The 14988-nt window shown below is 40.6% G+C and carries 15 protein-coding genes; 7 read left to right on the top strand and 8 right to left on the bottom strand.

Going from position 1 to position 14988, the window contains the following annotated elements:
* Positions 1 to 13 precede the first annotated feature (13 nt).
* The 5 genes from FTU36_RS10445 (at position 14) to FTU36_RS10425 (ending at position 4579) form a co-directional block, all read left to right on the top strand.
* Positions 14 to 301 carry a YbeD family protein gene (locus tag FTU36_RS10445; RefSeq protein WP_180117831.1) on the top strand — a complete coding sequence of 96 codons (288 nt, stop codon included), beginning with the start codon at positions 14 to 16 and terminating at the stop codon, positions 299 to 301.
* Between the two features lie 157 nt (positions 302 to 458).
* On the top strand, positions 459 to 1118 hold the full coding sequence (gene lipB, locus FTU36_RS10440; RefSeq protein ID WP_168378112.1) for a lipoyl(octanoyl) transferase LipB: 660 nt from the start codon (positions 459 to 461) through the stop codon (positions 1116 to 1118).
* 76 nt (positions 1119 to 1194) lie between these two features.
* On the top strand, positions 1195 to 1728 hold the full coding sequence (locus tag FTU36_RS10435; RefSeq protein ID WP_168378113.1) for a hypothetical protein: 534 nt from the start codon (positions 1195 to 1197) through the stop codon (positions 1726 to 1728).
* A gap of 3 nt (positions 1729 to 1731) precedes the next feature.
* Entirely contained in the window at positions 1732 to 2916 is a 1185-nt protein-coding gene (locus FTU36_RS10430) for an iron-containing alcohol dehydrogenase (protein ID WP_111885299.1), read from the top strand.
* A 265-nt stretch (positions 2917 to 3181) separates the two neighbouring features.
* On the top strand, positions 3182 to 4579 hold the full coding sequence (locus FTU36_RS10425; RefSeq protein WP_111885298.1) for an APC family permease: 1398 nt from the start codon (positions 3182 to 3184) through the stop codon (positions 4577 to 4579).
* A 61-nt stretch (positions 4580 to 4640) separates the two neighbouring features.
* Here the strand turns inward: FTU36_RS10425 and FTU36_RS10420 are convergent, their stop codons facing one another.
* The 3 genes from FTU36_RS10420 to FTU36_RS10410 all read right to left on the bottom strand — a co-directional run bounded on the left by FTU36_RS10420 (position 4641) and on the right by FTU36_RS10410 (position 7332).
* Positions 4641 to 5279 carry a hypothetical protein gene (locus FTU36_RS10420; RefSeq protein WP_180117809.1) on the bottom strand — a complete coding sequence of 213 codons (639 nt, stop codon included), beginning with the start codon at positions 5277 to 5279 and terminating at the stop codon, positions 4641 to 4643.
* Complete coding sequence (locus FTU36_RS10415; RefSeq protein WP_180117807.1) at positions 5257 to 6069, bottom strand: DUF6502 family protein; 813 nt, start codon at positions 6067 to 6069, stop codon at positions 5257 to 5259. Before FTU36_RS10415 ends, FTU36_RS10420 begins: the two co-directional genes overlap by 23 nt.
* A gap of 66 nt (positions 6070 to 6135) precedes the next feature.
* The gene (locus FTU36_RS10410; protein ID WP_180117805.1) at positions 6136 to 7332 is read right to left on the bottom strand and encodes a cupin-like domain-containing protein; all 1197 of its coding nucleotides are present in this window, start codon (positions 7330 to 7332) and stop codon (positions 6136 to 6138) included.
* Positions 7333 to 7484: 152 nt separating this feature from the next.
* On the opposite strand from FTU36_RS10410, the gene FTU36_RS10405 reads away from it, so the two are divergent.
* Positions 7485 to 7880: a hypothetical protein gene (locus tag FTU36_RS10405; RefSeq protein WP_180055768.1), complete on the top strand. Its 396-nt coding sequence runs from the start codon at positions 7485 to 7487 to the stop codon at positions 7878 to 7880.
* Between the two features lie 70 nt (positions 7881 to 7950).
* Positions 7951 to 9600, top strand: a complete 1650-nt coding sequence (locus FTU36_RS10400) for a PT dipeptide repeat lipoprotein (RefSeq protein ID WP_180117803.1) — start codon at positions 7951 to 7953, stop codon at positions 9598 to 9600.
* 112 nt (positions 9601 to 9712) lie between these two features.
* Here FTU36_RS10400 and FTU36_RS10395 read toward each other — a convergent pair whose 3' ends face one another.
* The 5 genes from FTU36_RS10395 to FTU36_RS10375 form a co-directional block, all read right to left on the bottom strand.
* A complete protein-coding gene (locus FTU36_RS10395; protein ID WP_218954400.1) occupies positions 9713 to 10213 on the bottom strand; it encodes a hypothetical protein in 501 nt (166 codons plus the stop codon).
* Positions 10214 to 10381: 168 nt separating this feature from the next.
* Positions 10382 to 10861, bottom strand: coding sequence for a tRNA (cytidine(34)-2'-O)-methyltransferase (locus tag FTU36_RS10390; protein WP_111885295.1), 480 nt, complete (start codon positions 10859 to 10861; stop codon positions 10382 to 10384).
* Between the two features lie 368 nt (positions 10862 to 11229).
* The gene (gene cysG / locus FTU36_RS10385; protein ID WP_180117801.1) at positions 11230 to 12630 is read right to left on the bottom strand and encodes a siroheme synthase CysG; all 1401 of its coding nucleotides are present in this window, start codon (positions 12628 to 12630) and stop codon (positions 11230 to 11232) included.
* A gap of 73 nt (positions 12631 to 12703) precedes the next feature.
* Positions 12704 to 13975, bottom strand: a complete 1272-nt coding sequence (gene serS / locus FTU36_RS10380; RefSeq protein ID WP_180066755.1) for a serine--tRNA ligase — start codon at positions 13973 to 13975, stop codon at positions 12704 to 12706.
* Positions 13976 to 14092: 117 nt separating this feature from the next.
* Positions 14093 to 14884, bottom strand: a complete 792-nt coding sequence (locus FTU36_RS10375; protein WP_180021965.1) for an RsiV family protein — start codon at positions 14882 to 14884, stop codon at positions 14093 to 14095.
* Between the last annotated feature and the right edge of the window lie 104 nt (positions 14885 to 14988).

Genomic DNA, 14988 nt, shown 5'->3' with positions numbered 1-14988 from the left:
TCCCATGACTGATATGACTAATCACGCTCCTTCACGTGAATTGCAAGAGCATCTTTGGGTCTTCCCTATGGACTACCCTATTAAATTGATTGGTAATGCAGGTGAAGAACTTCGCCTTGCAGTGAATGAAATTTTTGTTAAACATTTTCCTGATTTTGATGGCAGTAAAATGACTGTGACTCCATCTCGTACAGGTAAATATCATTCAATTACTGCTCAATTACGTTTCGAAGAGTTAGAACAAGTACATGCGGTCTATGCGGATTTAGCAGCTTGTAAACACATTCGTACCGCGCTGTAATTCTGTTGATTTAAATAAAAAAGCACGCTTTAGGGCGTGTTTTTTATGTCTAAGTATAATAGTAATACCCTCAAGTAATTCAGTATTTAACCCCCCTTTTGTACGTCTAATTCATTATAATCCATACATGACTTTGATAGAAAAGGACACGAAATACGTGACTGAAACTGTTCAAAAACCCGAATTAATTATTCGTCAATATAACCACCTGACCCCTTATGCAGACCGCTTTTTAGAGATGAAAACACTCACTGAACAGCGCGATGAAAACACACCTGATGAACTGTGGATTTTGCAACATCCCGATGTATTAACTCAGGGGCAAGCTGGCAAACCTGAACATATTTTGGTGCATAGTAACATCCCTGTGGTACAAACAGACCGTGGTGGGCAAGTCACTTGGCATGGGCCGGGTCAATTGGTGGCTTATTTCATGTTTGACCTAAACCGTTTGGGATGGAATGTTCGTACATTGGTTTCGTATGCCGAAACCCTCATGATCGATTTGCTGAACAAATATGGTATTCAAGCTTATGCCAAGCCTGATGCACCGGGTGTATATGTCAATGAACGAAAGATTGGTTCCTTGGGCTTTAAAATTCGTAAAGGCCGTTCATATCATGGTTTAGCACTGAATATTGATTGCGATTTATTTGGGTTTCATACCATCAATCCATGTGGCTATGCAGGATTGGAAATGGTGCGCATACAAGATTTAGTACAGGACTACCCTAAATTTGAAAACTTATGCGTCGATATCATTGATACTTTGAAAAACAGTGGTTACTTTAAAGACGTAACAGTCAAACAACTATAAAAGACTTTGCTTTCTCAAATAAAATAATTTAGAGTAAAAGCTCTAAATTTAATAATTATAGATAAGGGATGTACACGTGATTGCAACTAAATCCGTTAAACCCGCGCTCCAGCAGGCCTATGTCAAACTCATGATGGATGTGATTGGCAGAGGTCTGGTCATGGCGAGCCAGGTCGATGAAGAAATTAAACAAGAAGTTGCTAAATTTCCAGTTAATTTTATTTTATCTATGAATGTTTTTCCTAATGGTGCTGCATTTGTCGCGCAAGTCACGGAAGACCACCAACTCAAACTCCTCACACCCGGCACTCAAAAGCCTGACTTAACCATTACGTTTAAGCATTTGAGTCATGCCTTTTTGGTCTTCTCATTTCAAGAAAGTACCGCACAAGCCTTTGCCAATGACCGCATGATCGCCGATGGTGATTTGTCTTATGCGATCCGACTGGTGCGTTGTCTCAACAAAATGGAAGCATTAATTTTACCTAAATTGGTGGCTGAATTGGCTGTCAAAGAATATCCAACACATTTAAGCCTAAAAGAAAAACTGAGCGGTGCTGCAAATATTTATTTAAAAGTAGCCCAGTCTTATTTAAAACGGAGCGCATAACACATGGCTAAACCATATTACGAATTTTTCTGTCCTGTAAAAGTGATTGCTGGCCATGCTGCTTTAGAACACATCCCATTTGAACTGTCTACGTTGGGTGCTAAACGCCCCATGATCATTACTGACAAAGGCGTTCGCAGTAATCAATTACTTGCACCGATTGAAGCGGCATTTGAAAGTACCGAGACGGTGATTGGCTATATTTTTGATGATGTACCGCCAGACTCAAGTCTAGAAACCGTACGTAAAGCGGCTCAACTTTACCGCGACAACCAATGTGATGCCATTATTGCAGTCGGTGGCGGTTCAGTGATTGATACCTCTAAAGCAACCAACATCTTGGTATCTGAAGGTGGTGATGACTTACTGAAATACTCAGGTGCGCACAACTTACCAAAACCTTTAAAACCATTTTTTGTGATTCCAACAACCTCAGGGACAGGTTCAGAAGTGACTATGGTCGCTGTGGTTTCTGACCCTGAAAAGAATGTTAAAATGGCTTTTGCATCGAATTATTTGATGCCACATGCAGCAATTCTTGACCCACGTATGACGCAAACTTTGCCACCTCATCTTACAGCAATGACAGCGATGGATGCGATGACGCATGCCATTGAAGCCTATACGTGCATGGCGGCGAACCCGATTTCAGATGCCTATGCAACTGCCGCAATCAAGAAAATTAGCAATAGCTTATTTGGTGTATTAGATAATACCAGCGATGCACATGGGCGCTTAGAACTTGCACAAGCGTCTACAATGGCAGGAATTGCATTTTCGAACTCAATGGTCGGTTTAGTGCATTCATTAGGTCATGCGCTGGGTGCAGTCGCTCACCTGCCCCATGGATTATGCATGAATTTATTCTTGCCGTATGTGTTGGAATACAACAAAGAAGTGAATGGCGATAAGATTGCTGAATTGCTATTACCACTGGCTGGTCCTGATATTTATGCACAAACACCGGCCAACCTCCGCGCTGAAAAAGCCATTTCAACGCTTTTAGCCATGCGTGACCGCTTGTTTAGTTTGACCAAATTACCACGTACTTTGAGTGAAACAGGTAAAGTGACTGAAGCTCAATTAGATGAAGTGGCAGAGAAAGCACTGAATGATGGATCTATTATTTATAATCCTAAAGAAGCCAGCTTAGAAGACCTCAAAACTATTCTAAAAAAAGCTTGGTAATTGCTGAAAAATAAGCGAATATAGCGAAAAATTAAGCCTGATGTTTTTTTAAACATCGGGCTTTTCACTTGCAGAACGCAATATCAGTTATTTTTTAATCAAACTGGCATAATTTCTGCTAAAAATAATTTCAAAGTTACTGACAAAATGTACCAATTTGGAGTAGATTGGCGCACTTTTGTTTTAAAACGTAGGGGGGATCGTTCGTCTCAAACGATCCTTAGAACATGACTGATCCTTGATCAACGATAAGAGGATAACGCCGTTGACAAATATCTCTGGGACTCAATCGGCAGCTAAACTGCAAAAAACGCTTGGACTCTGGCACATTATTATTATTGGTTTGGCTTACATCCAACCAATGACTCTATTTGATACTTTTGGTTTAGTATCTGAAGAAAGTCATCGACACGTGCCGACTTCTTACATTATTGCCCTGATTGCAATTCTGTTTACCTCGATTAGTTATGGTCATATGATCCGTCGCTACCCTTCTTCGGGTTCTGCGTATACCTATGCCCAAAAATCTATTCACCCGAACGTAGGTTTCATGGTGGGTTGGTCTTCTTGGTTAGACTACCTATTATCTCCAATGGTGAATATTATTCTTGCAGTGATTTACCTTGAAGCACTATTTCCAACAGTAAACCACTGGGTATGGGTCATTGTGCTAACGGCATTCATGACTGGAATTAACTTACGCGGCGCGCGTTTTGTTGCTAACTTCAACAGCCTGATTGTACTTGTGCAGTTATTAGTAATTGGTATTTTCACGTGGATGGTCTACAGCAAGCTTCAAATGGGCTTCAATGCTGATGGCCCGATTTCTGCGGCAGAACGCTATCAATTATGGAGCCTTGAGCCATTTTGGAATGAGCTGACGTCTGTGGGTGCGCTGATTACAGGTGCAACATTACTGTGCTTCTCGTTCACTGGTTTTGACTCATTAAGTTCATTGGCAGAAGAAACCAAAGATACTGAGAAAACACTGCCGAAAGCGATTTTCTTAACTGCTTTAATCGCAGGGATTATCTTCATTATTAGTACCTACTTCATGCAGCTGTTCTTCCCTGCTGAGCCAGGTAACTATTTCAAGAATATTGCTGAAACACAGCCAGAGATACTCTTGCTCGTCGGCGGCTCACTGTTCCAATCCTATGTGTTAACTTTTGCGATTGTGACAGTAATGGCATCAGGTATTTCTGCTCACGCAGGTGTATCACGTTTAATGTATGTTATGGGCCGTGATGGTGTTATTAATAAGAAAATCTTCGGTCATATCAGCCCGAAAAATTTCACCCCGTCTTATAACATCATGATCGTAGGTGCGGTTGCATTAACTGCGGGCTTTATGAATCTTGATATTGTCATTTCGATGATTAGTTTTGGTGCATTGACAGCCTTTACTTTCGTGAACTTATCTGTGATTTCACGTTATGCACTTCGTGATGGCCGCACAAAAACAGCCAAAGATATTTTTAGCTTTGTCGTTATTCCAATGCTTGGCTTTATCAGTATCTTTGCAATGTGGTTAGAAATTGAAGAAACTGCTTTGAAATACGGTTTATGGTGGGCAATGTTTGGTATTTTATACCTTGGTTATAAAACCAAAGGTTTTAAACACCCTGCGCCGCAACATAACGAATTTGATGATAAATTCTAATCAAGTTTATCTCTAAACAAAAAAGGCGCTTAAAGCGCCTTTTTTGTTTTAAATATACCAATTAAGGTTGTATGGATTTTCTAGATTGCTGAAATTGAATTGAAATTTCTTCACACTTGTCTGGTGTATTGCCTTTTAATTCAACCGATGCTCCATCACCGTGTGACCATATACCATCTTCAACAGTCTCTAAATTTACAGCTGCTTCAAATATATGCTGTTGTTGTGGATAGAGTTTGATATCTATAGGTGTATCACATACTTGTTTTGGAAAATATGGTCTAACCTGCTCGAATAATTGCATGGTTAATGGCATATCACATTGCAAATGAATGGTGACTGGTACGCTATTGGTATTTTTTAAGATCAATTGAACATTTTGCGAATTAAGATCCGCTTGGGCAGCAGGTATTTCTACATACGTTTTTGTGTCAATCGACTGACGATCAAATGGATTGAGGAAGGCTAATTTACGTTCAACGCCATAACAAGAATCCTGCACGGAAGCTGAAAACTCTAAATATCGTGTCCCCAAGATAATTGTTCCGCGGCCTTCCCCTGCATGACCGATATCAATGATTGGATCACCTGTACCTTCAATTGAAACCCCGCCACTGCGAAAAAACTCTATGTCACAACCCGCTAAAACGCTGATCAAGCCACAAAGGGTTAAAGTCTTAAAGTTTAATTTTCGTATCATGTTGATAAACTCCAAAGCGAAATACACGATTTGCTTCAGGATTTCCCTCATCCATTTCGCAACGCTCCGCGGCAAGTTTTAAAAGTTGTAGTGAGTATTTCTGCCAAAGCTCTAAACTCATTTCATGTAATTTATTAATCGAGTCTTCTGTTAATTCGTCAGCACAAATGGCTTGTTCTAAGTATGGCATTTCATCAGGATTCAATAAATTATGCAAACCCGCTTCTAAATGCGCTTGAACATTTCGTGTTAAAATTTTACGCGCTTCTAACTGCGAAGGATCTGGAATAAAACGACGTTGTTGTAAATACACCTGCCCATCTTTTTCAATGGCAATTTCCAAACGAACAAGCTCATTGAGTACCGAACGTGGATGGCGCTCGGTGGAGATTCGTTTCACTAACATTTCAAAACTATTTTCCGACTCACTACTAAAGGGCAATGAATCCCCCCAGCCTTCTGCAAGCCACAAACCCATCACACGTGATGGCACACTAATTGGCTCAGAAACAGTCGCTTCGGTCAGATCCTTACCCTCAGAAATCACTTCTTTATAAGCAGTCACGTCTTTACGGTGTAGACCAGAAAGTAAACTGATCGCAGAAATCGTCGGTTTTTGATCGATACGCTCTAACTCATGTACAGCTTGTTGGAAAAAAACCGGTTTCAATGCAGCAGTAAACTCGGTATATCCCACACCTGAGCGAATCAGCCATTGGCTCAGCTCATTCATCAGCACCAATACTTGCTGTAAATTTTGATCTGCCTCATTAGTGAGAAGTTTGCTCATTGAATTGCCATGAAAATTAGACTGCATAAGTGAAATTTTCGCATTGTTTAATCTACTTCACAATTTTTATCTGATGAGATCTTGAGGATATTCAGTAAAAAAATGATTATTTACATTAAAATGCGTAAAAGAAACACTGATCGAGATATCTAAACTTTCAACACTATGCCACCAACCAATTGGGATAAATAAGGTTTCCCCTGGCTGCAAAATGCACTCGAACGGTGTCACATTTTCTAACAGTGGATAGTCTGCTAGATCAGCCTTTGCGACGTCTGAAACCTGACTGAATACCCAATGATCGTTATACATATACGGCATTTGCCATGCAGGAATCAAAGTCACTTTTTTACGTCCATAGATTTGTGCCAACATATTATTGGTTAAGTCATAATGCAGTGGTGTAAATGTGCCTGCAGGGCCAAACCATAAAAAATGTCGATCTTTGATCTCTTTTTGACAATAAGCTTTGGCGAAGTCACCTAGATCTTCACTAATCTTTTGCATAAATTGCTTATTTTGAGCGGCGTTATTCGCAGTTAAATAAATGTCATTGCTGTGCTTAGTGGCTTTGATTTGTGCGACAAAATCTTGCATCAAAATAATACGTTTCAATTGTACCGATTTTTTTTCAAAATCTTGATGCTGCTCACGATGCATCTGGACTTCAACCAACTCATTTTCAAAATGCTGTGCAAAATAATCAGGACTCCATTTATGCAGTGCAGGCCAATGTTGTATCCCACCTTTTAAAATGACTGGTCGCATCTGGCTATAATACCGCTCTATAAATGTTTCAAAATCAGGTGTTTCTATGCAATCGATTGTGGATGGAATGTGGTCGTTCAATTGATTCAATTGACCCATCACCTGTAATAGCCAACGCTGTTTATTCTGCTGTTGCTGTAGTTGCTTCAGTTTTTTAAAAATTACGTTATTGTTTACACGCTTTAGAAACTGAATGATCAAATGATTTGAAATATTTTTTTGCTTAATTTTTTCTAAAATTTCAACTGTCTCTGAGCCCTCAAGACAGTAGTCCAAAAGTTCATTTTGCAGCTGTTCTGAAAGTTGGTCTGCATCAGAAAATAAGTATTGATCCGCCCTTGGGCTTAATCCATGTGATTGTAAAATTAGACTTATTTTCTGTACATCGCAACCATTTTCAATATTTTCATTCAGCCAATTTTGCCATTCCGTCGGTAAGGACTGATACCAATTTTTACTTTGCTTTAGATGTTCACTCTGGCTTTCTACATTCATTTTCACCACTCCACCCTCTTTACAAGTGAAGTATAAATGATCTATTTTAAAAATGCTAAATTTTCGCATTTTATAATTATTTAAACACCGCGAATGTTATGAATCCGTCAGATATCACGCGGAATGACATAACAAAGTAAAGGAGAAAGTTCATGAAAATTCGTCATTTAGTCATCGTTAGCAGTCTGTCTTTAGCTTCAATATCAGTATATGCAGGTTTTGCCGATACCATGCGTGATTTAAGAAATACACTGAATCAATTTAATGAAACATCCAAAGAAGTATCGAATACCGCAAAAGAATGGACAGGCAGTCAGGCCACGACTAATTCAAATTATGCTGCAAATGGTTTCAGTATGGGACAGCAACTTAGACCTAAAATTAATAATCTACCGCTTTATAAAACTGCCGATAAATCGAGCCAAGTCATTAATAAACTGTCAAAAAATGCAGATATTATTTTTGCGGGAAACATGACTAAAACAGGTTTGATAGAAGTCACTACAGAACATGGCAATGGCTGGATTGAATCACACCTTGTTCAATAAATCTTGATTTTAAATGTTTATACAACCGCATCAGCCGTACATAACAACTTTACTCTATTGAGCACTAGTCATGAATAATAATCACAAAATCAGCATTATCGCTGCTGTATTTACGACATTGGTGGGCTGTGGTGGATCAAGCTCCAATGATGATGGCGCGACACCTACACCTACACCTACACCTACACCTACACCTACACCAACACCAACACCAACACCAACACCAACACCAACACCAACACCAACACCAACACCAACACCAACACCAACACCAACACCAACACCAACACCAACACCAACACCAACACCAACACCAACACCAACAACTGTAGCGGATAAATTCACAGGAGAATGGATTCAAGGGAACTCTGCCCTCGGTAACAGTAATTGTGATTTGCCACAAATTTCAATTCATAAAACCAGTGAAAATTCAGTCAGTTCACTGAACGAAGCACTAAAATATGCGGTACACAATAGTTCAAGTAAAACTTGCAGCGGTGAATTTATTTCTAAACGCTATCAATTACTTCATGACATGGTCATGAGTGAAATACAGCCGGCTGCAACACTAAATAACTTTGAATATCATTCGATTAAGTTTCAACCAGTCAAAGGTGGCGCGACGAGCAACCGTGTCTTAACTTTTTTAAATAATCATTCTTTCTGTGTAATTAACGCGACGATTTCAAATCCAAGCTATATCATCATGCAACGAGGTCTAATTACCGACCCACTCAAGGACAGCCGCTGCTATACAAAAAATTCCAATGAATTCTTCACCAATTTAAAACCGAAAACCAAAATCACAACTGCAGATTTTAAGTCTGAGAATTTTATTAATACCACCGACACAGTAAACTTCTTGGCTCAGCTCAATACAATGGGACAAAGCGGTTATAAGTTAATTGGCTATGATACTAAAACCCTGGACAATGGTAATGTTAATAACTACATGAAACTTGCCAATGAAAATACGCGTTTCAATCATATTGTTGCAGACCGTACAGCACCCTCTACCGCTGACATATATTTTACATGGCGTAATCAGTTAAATGAAAAAGGCAAATCAGGTTATCAATACTTGCATAGCGTCAGACCAACCAATGCCCTGAATTTCAAAGATTATTTTATTAAGAAGGAAAATGATACCGCAACATACACCTATGACAGCGGCTATGTTTCCCCGCTCGTAGACCCAGTGCAACTGGAAACTATGCTCAATACACTGGGTGCCCAAGGCTGCCGTATTATTCAGTTCAAAAGCTATTTCACAGGTTTACGACCTGAAGTTCTGAACGGCAAACAAAATAGTCCTAAAGTTGCAACCTGTATAAATAGCAGCGCACACCATGGCACTTACAGCTATCGCTATAAAACTTACCCAACCGGCAGCAATAGTGTAGAGCGCAGCATAAAATTACAGGAGATGATCGATGAGCAAGCTAAAGACGGTTACCGCTTAGTCAGCCGTGCTTTAGATATGAGTTCAACCACCAAAAACGGTATGCTGTTTATGAAAGACAGTGAAAACACCAATGTCGGTGAGTTTAAAGTCTTTAGCGAAACTGTCTTTGCAACGTCGACATTTAACGACGTCTTACTGAAACGTCTTCAGCAGCAAGGTCAACTCGGTTGGTTATACACCAGTGGTCAACTACTGTTTGCAAACAATCCAAAACATCTACAAACAGAACTGAGTGACTTTAATTTAATTGATTAATTTACGAGGTAATTTGAGCTTTTAAAAGTCCTTGAACTTTTCCATATCCTTGATGTCTCGGCATCAAGGACATTAATTATTGAGATGAATCAAAAGGGTTTCAGCAAACCACTTATTTTAAGCGGCAATTAAAACCCATCTTGGTGTCTACAATATTTTTTTCATATCCCAAACTTTGAATAAATTGATTTCGATCTGCTACTAGCTGTTGATCAGCAACGCTAAGACGCGCTTTATTTTTTTGAGCCAAGCTGTATGTTTCATTGACTAAGCCTTGATATAGTCCACATACTTCCTGACGCTTGGACTTTTTCAATTGACGACCACCATACCAAGAACGCTCAAAATCGTCGGCTTTTAGTGTTTTCCCCCATTCCTCAATACGCTGATTTTGTCTTTGCTGCATTTCCAGCATGCCCTGCTGCACTTCAGCCTTAGTAAAAGGCTTAATCACCTCAGCCTTCGGTACAACTGGAACATTTTCTGTAGTTGCAGTAACGGTGACTGGTATCTGTTCCGTTGTGGTTGATACGGTTGGATTAGCCCAACTCATTGATGAAATGAATCCGGTCGCAAATACGACACCAAAAGCTTTTAAATTTATAGATTTCAAGTTTTAAGTACCCGTTTTATTTCTTCACAGTGTTCTTATACACATTTTTATATTGATGCTGAAGTTTTTAAGCCCGTATTTTACAAAACTTCATTGCTGTAAATGGTTCACTGTGTTCATTCCCAATAAAAAACCGCTCGATAGAGCGGCTTTTTGAACAGATCACACTTAGACCAATTCTTTAAAGTCTTGCTGACGCCAAGCTTCATATAAAATCACAGCAGTAGCATTAGACAAGTTTAAACTACGCGAATTTGGTGCCATCGGCAGGCGAATCCAATGTTCTTTTGGGAACATCATACGGACATCTTCCGGCAAACCACGTGTTTCTGGCCCCATTAACAATGCTACAGGACGATTTAAATTAGAAGTATGCGGTGTTTCAAAACCTTTGGTGGTTAATGGATAAATGGCATCCATCTCAATACCTTGTGCTTTTAAGCCAGCAAGGCATTCTTCAAAGTTTTCCCACACTTTCATGTGTGCCCATTCATGATAATCCAAACCAGCGCGGCGAAGTTTTTTATCATCTAGCTCAAAACCTAATGGTTTGACCAAATGCAACTGCGCTCCAGTATTGGCACATAAACGAATGATATTCCCTGTATTTGCAGGAATTTCTGGCTCGTATAAAACAACATGGATCACAGTTTTTTCTCTACTCTTTAGTTAAATAATGGCTTAAAGCTCAGGCTACAGTTTCAAAGCTGAAGCATAAGTTTAGATGGTACTACAAGCGCTTGCTTATCTACATTGCTTTTAGCCTTACACGAGGACAATCCACTTACTCATATCATTTGTACTTAGCTTTCGCATTGCATTTGGACAATACCAGAACTTGCTTATCCTCTTTGCTCAGGCATAGCCTTCGCCTTGCATTTGGACAATTCAGCAGCCTGCTTATCCTCTTTGCTCGGGCATAGCCTTCGCCTTGCATTTGGACAATTGAGCAGCTTGCTTATCCTCTTTGCTCAGGCATAGCCTTCGCCTTGCGCTCGGGCAACGCGTTGCGTTGCTTATCCTCGCTCATGCCATTGAAGCTGTTCACGCAGACTCACCACATCACCAATAATCGTCAATGTAGGCGCCTGAATTTGGTATTCACTGACTTTAGATGCAATATCCGCCAATGTCCCGACCACGACTTTTTGTTCAGGTGTCGTCCCTTTAGAAACCAATGCGACAGGCATGTCTGAACGCTGCCCATGCGCGATGAGTTTCTCACAAATTTTTTCTAGACCGACCAAGCCCATATACAGCACAAGCGTTTGATTTTGATAAACCAACTCATTCCAAGGCAGCTCAGGCGAACCTTCTTTCAGATGGCCTGTCAGGAAGCGTACACTTTGCGCATAATCACGATGCGTTAAAGGAATCCCTGCATAAGCCGAACAACCAGATGCAGCAGTAATCCCTGGAACGACTTGGAAGGCAACGCCTGCCGCAAAAAGTTCCTGAATTTCTTCACCGCCGCGGCCAAAGATGAATGGATCTCCGCCTTTTAAACGGCAGACACGTTTGCCTTCACTTGCATATTTCACCAGTAAGGCATTGATGCCTTCTTGCGGAACAGCATGATTAGATCGTGCTTTACCTACGTAAATTTTTTCAGCGTCACGGCGGCAGAGGTCCATAATCGGCTGAGAAACCAAACGGTCATAGATCACCACATCCGCTTGCTGCATTAAACGCAGGGCTTTTAAGGTCAGCAGTTCAGGATCACCCGGCCCTGCACCCACCAAATACACCTCGCCTTTCGGCTGTTTCCATTCCAATATGGCCTGTTCAATCAAACGATTGGCTTCGGTCAAATTGTCATTAAATACCTGCTCTTTGAGCGGACTTGCATACAAGTCTTCCCAAAAAATACGGCGTTCATCTGGATTGACGATTTTGGATTTAACGGCTGCGCGCCACTTACCTGAGAACTCAGCCAGTTTGCCCATGCCATGCGGTATTGAGCTTTCTAACTGGGTGCGTATTTGACGCGAGAGTACTGGCGATGTGCCATTGGATGCTACGGAGATGACCAGCGGAGAACGGTTAATAATCGCAGGAACCATAAAACGGCAATGCGGCGGATCATCAACACTATTGACCAAGACATTTTCAGCTTCGCAGGCTTCAAAAACCGCCTGATTGACCGCTTTGTCATTGGTTGCTGCAATCACTAAACGAAACTGACGCAGCGCAATGGCATTTTCTCGATAAACCGATTCGTGATAAATCGAGTTGAGATATTGACCTTGGGTTTTATTAACCAAGGTCAATAAATCATCTTCAATTTCGGGTGAGCAAACTGTCAGCTGAGCGCCCGCTTTTGCAAGCAGCACAGCCTTTCGATATGCAATTCGACCACCACCAACAATCAGACAAGGTTGCTGCTGCAACTTCAAAGAGATTGGAAAGATATCCACACACGACCTCAATAGTTTAAATCTGATTGTCTTAAGCAATTTTTGTGCACAAATGTATGCACTTTATCGACTATTAATCGATAAATTCAGCACCGCCCATATATGGACGAAGTACTGCTGGAATTTCAATTGAACCGTCTGCACGTTGATAGTTTTCCATCACGGCAAGTAAAGTACGACCAACTGCCAAACCTGAACCATTCAGCGTGTGTACAAACTCAGTTTTCTTTTGGTCAGCACGGTAACGCGCTTTCATACGGCGTGCTTGGAAGTCACCCATGCATGAGCAAGATGAAATTTCACGGTAGGTATTTTGACTTGGCACCCAAACTTCTAAATCATAAGTTTTGATTGCACCAAAGCCCATGTCTCCGCCACACAGAACGACTTTACGGTATGGTAAGCCTAATGCTTGAAGAATACCTTCGGCATGACCCGTTAATTCTTCCAAAGCATCCATCGAAGTTTCAGGTTTTACAATCTGAACCATTTCTACTTTGTCAAATTGGTGTTGACGGATCAAACCACGTGTATCACGGCCATACGAACCCGCTTCACTACGGAAACATGGCGTATGCGCTGCATATTTTAATGGCAAACGTTCTGGGTCAATGATTTCATCACGCACGAAGTTGGTTACAGGCACTTCTGCAGTCGGGATCAAGTAGTATTCTTTTTCGCCTTGAAGTTTAAATAAATCTTCTTCAAATTTAGGCAATTGACCCGTACCACGTAAAGAGTCTGCATTGACCAAATACGGTACATACGCTTCGGTATAGCCATTTTCCAAGGTATGTGTATTTAACATAAATTGGGTAATTGCACGTTGTAAACGCGCCAATGGGCCTTTGAGTACGCTAAAACGAGTACCTGTCAATTTAGTTGCGGTTTCAAATTCTAAACCACCCATCATTTCACCAAGATCAGTATGGTCTTTGACTTCAAAATCAAACTGACGTGGTGTACCCCATTTTAGAACTTCAACATTGTCATTTTCGTCTTTACCTTCTGGCACAGACTCATGAGGTAAATTTGGAATCGATAAAGATTTGGCTTCGAGTTCAGCCTGAAGGTCAGAAAGTGCGAGTTCTGCCGCTTTAATTTCATCACCAATGGCAGACATACGTGCCATGATTTCAGATGCATCACCGCCAGCTTTTTTAATTTGACCAACTTGTTTTGCACCAGCATTACGTTCAGCTTGTAACGACTCAGTTTTAGACTGAATTTCCTTACGGCGAGCTTCAAGGTCTGCCCACTCTGCTACGTTGAGTTGAACACCACGTTTTGCTAAGGCTAAGTTTACAGCCTCAATATTATTTCTGAGTAATTTCGGGTCGATCATAGCCAATCTTAAGTAAAGAAAAAAACTGGCTATAGTGTAAGCTCTTAACACTCAAAAATACAGTGACCGAGCTTACAGCTGCCCCTTATTAGACCAATAATCTTGCTGCAAATTGTCTTATTTGGTTTCGTAATTTGGCAAACTTGGTAAATATTCAGGTTTAAATAGCCCTTTAGCCATAAAATATGGAAGTTTTAGCTCAGGCATGCCCTCTGCGTAGCTCGCCAATTCATACAGCGGATAAGCAAATACGATCCCGTTCGCGCCATAATAAAAATTATCGCTTAATTGTAGTTTTGAACGTTCAATATCGTGACTATCTAACCACATATAGTTGGCATCAAATAATGCGCTAATCACTTTCGCATCTGCACCTTTGACCAAGACATCTTGTAAAGCCAAACGTTTTTTGGCTTTTAAATCAAAATTGACATATTCGACATGAGACATGCCGTGAGCAGCATGCGCTGCATAGGTATAGCTTTCGATCGCAAAAGTTGCAATATGCCCCCACTGACTAATGTATCGAACAGAAGTGGTACTTTGACTTAAGCCTGCATCCGTCTTGTCCGATAAATCAATTTTTTGATTCGGCTCAGTTGAAAATGCAATCGGATCTGCCTTTTTAATTCGGTCAGTAAAATATTGATTAATCCAATCAACATTGGTTTCAACCGTTTGAATCGTATATTGGGTACAACCTTCCGCATCGCAAGCTTGTGCTTTCGGCAATTGCATCGCAACAGATTTCGATTGAATAAGTGGAATCGCATCAGCGACGACCACTGGCTTCTGTTCCGTCGTTGCACCTTCAACAGGTTCATTTCGAGGATGACAGGCCGTTAATGACCCAATTAAAACCACAGCTGAAACAGCCCAAGCTATATTATTCATATGATTTTTTTTCATCCCAAAATTCCCTATAGCAACAGTCAAAACCACAAGTCACTTCATTTAAGCAACCTGCGAATATCAGCATACTACTAAATTTCACTTAAATTCAGCTTGCTTAC

The sequence above is a fragment of the Acinetobacter sp. YH12096 genome (assembly GCF_013419215.1).
GTDB classification, from domain to species: Bacteria; Pseudomonadota; Gammaproteobacteria; order Pseudomonadales; family Moraxellaceae; genus Acinetobacter; species Acinetobacter amyesii.
Note: the sequence above shows the minus strand (reverse complement) of the source record. Positions and strands in the feature narration are given on the sequence as shown.

What these genes read in the sequence shown, in the direction of transcription:
- FTU36_RS10445 (WP_180117831.1), top strand. Translation starts at nt 14, where the DNA reads ATGACTAATCACGCTCCTTCACGTGAATTGCAAGAGCATCTTTGGGTC.
- FTU36_RS10430 (WP_111885299.1), top strand. Translation starts at nt 1,732, where the DNA reads ATGGCTAAACCATATTACGAATTTTTCTGTCCTGTAAAAGTGATTGCT.
- FTU36_RS10420 (WP_180117809.1), bottom strand. Translation starts at nt 5,279, where the DNA reads ATGATACGAAAATTAAACTTTAAGACTTTAACCCTTTGTGGCTTGATC.
- FTU36_RS10415 (WP_180117807.1), bottom strand. Translation starts at nt 6,069, where the DNA reads ATGAGCAAACTTCTCACTAATGAGGCAGATCAAAATTTACAGCAAGTA.
- FTU36_RS10410 (WP_180117805.1), bottom strand. Translation starts at nt 7,332, where the DNA reads ATGAATGTAGAAAGCCAGAGTGAACATCTAAAGCAAAGTAAAAATTGG.
- FTU36_RS10405 (WP_180055768.1), top strand. Translation starts at nt 7,485, where the DNA reads ATGAAAATTCGTCATTTAGTCATCGTTAGCAGTCTGTCTTTAGCTTCA.
- FTU36_RS10400 (WP_180117803.1), top strand. Translation starts at nt 7,951, where the DNA reads ATGAATAATAATCACAAAATCAGCATTATCGCTGCTGTATTTACGACA.
- serS (WP_180066755.1), bottom strand. Translation starts at nt 13,975, where the DNA reads ATGATCGACCCGAAATTACTCAGAAATAATATTGAGGCTGTAAACTTA.
- FTU36_RS10375 (WP_180021965.1), bottom strand. Translation starts at nt 14,884, where the DNA reads ATGAAAAAAAATCATATGAATAATATAGCTTGGGCTGTTTCAGCTGTG.